At 62.8% G+C, this 1,447-nt stretch carries 2 protein-coding genes; both read left to right on the top strand.

Annotation, left to right across the window (positions count from 1 at the left end; genetic code table 11):
* The first annotated feature begins 469 nt into the window (after positions 1–469).
* Positions 470–985, top strand: coding sequence for a hypothetical protein (locus HKK72_RS39245; RefSeq protein WP_187239428.1), 516 nt, complete (start codon positions 470–472; stop codon positions 983–985).
* Positions 986–994: 9 nt separating this feature from the next.
* Positions 995–1,291 (top strand): hypothetical protein, encoded by a 297-nt coding sequence (locus HKK72_RS39240; protein WP_187239427.1) that lies wholly within the window; start codon positions 995–997, stop codon positions 1,289–1,291.
* Positions 1,292–1,447: the final 156 nt, after the last annotated feature.

Genomic DNA, 1,447 nt, shown 5'->3' with positions numbered 1-1,447 from the left:
CTAGGTCCCCGATGGAGGGCATGGCCGCAGTGGGTGGCGATCAGATGGCGCTGACCAGCCCCGACCCGCTGACCTGCGCAGATAACAACGACCCTCGGCATGATCAGACCTGGACCAGGTCCGCCTCAGACGTCACCGAGCGGTTGACGGACTGATCAACGAGTACAGATCCGCAGCGTAAATCAAAGAGAAGCCGCAGCTCAGTGCTCTAATCGAGTATCCGCACACCACAGGATGGCTACTACCCCCTGGATATCGTCAGAGACAGCAAAATCATGGACCCTGCCGATGTCATTGAGGGCACGGATCAAGTACTCGAAGACCTCGGGCACACTCCGACTCGCCATGAAGACGAAATCCCGCAGGGCCCGCCATTGTCTGCGCATACTCATCAGACGCGCGCCCGCGGCCCGGGGTGCGTGCCTGGATGGCTCGCCTTCCCGAGACTCTTATTTGCTATCTTCCGGATATGTTGCGCAAACCACCTGGTGTGTTGTTCATCGGTGCCGTTGTCGCCGTCTGTGTCTATGCACTGGGGTCGAGTTGGACCATCGGGGGGACCTCCGAGGAGTACGGCTTCTACTTGTTCATCGTGCTGCTGATCGCCATGGTCGCCATGGGCGTGAGGATGTTCCTCGCGCTCCGGTCGCCGCGTGACACCCCTCCGGCCGCCGTGGTGCGGATCTCCGCCGGTCCGACCCTGCTGGGCATCACCTTCTTTCTCCTGATGCTAGGTGGGCCGGAACGCCTGAGGCTGGTCTACTCGGACGGCAGCCTCGACGACTACGCCCGCACGGTGACTGCCAAGGAGTGCGACGAGGAGTCCTTTCGTCCGTGCCGGGTCGGCCTCTACACGGTGACCTGCGCGGACCGCCCGATCGACTCCGTGGTGGCGCTGACGGTCCGCGACCGCCTGACCCCGGACGACACGGGGACCTGGTTCCTCGTGGGCCCTGGCGACTGGGAGTTCGGCCTCCAGGACTAGCCTCGATCGATGGTCGTGCCGGTGATCACGTTCGTGGCGTGGATGAGCTGGTCGCGGGCGGCTTGCCAGGCGATGGTGAAACTGGCCCGGCCGGGATCGGTATCGGGTCGGGTGCTGGTGGCGTCGGCCATGGCGGTGCGCAACCGAGCCGAAGCCCGCATCAAGATCTCAACCTGGATCGCCGACTTCTACAACACCAGCAGGAGACAAACCGCCAACGACGGGCTCGCCCCGACCACATTCGAACGTCAAATGGCACAAGCACGGAGCGCATCAACACCCGGGCTCAGGGCCGAAGTGGCATAAGAACGTCTCCACACTTTGAGGGGATTAGCAGAAAACCCAAGATTTTCTTCGATCATCGGGGATCGCGTTCTTCGTTCACCACCCGGGGACACCCACTCGGCCACGGCCCGTCGACCATCAACTCATCTCACGATGCGAGAACGCATCGGCCCTGGG

This window comes from Actinomadura sp. HBU206391, assembly GCF_014323665.1.
Lineage (GTDB): Bacteria > Actinomycetota > Actinomycetes > Streptosporangiales > Streptosporangiaceae > Actinomadura_C.
This window is presented reverse-complemented; position numbering and strand designations above follow the sequence as displayed.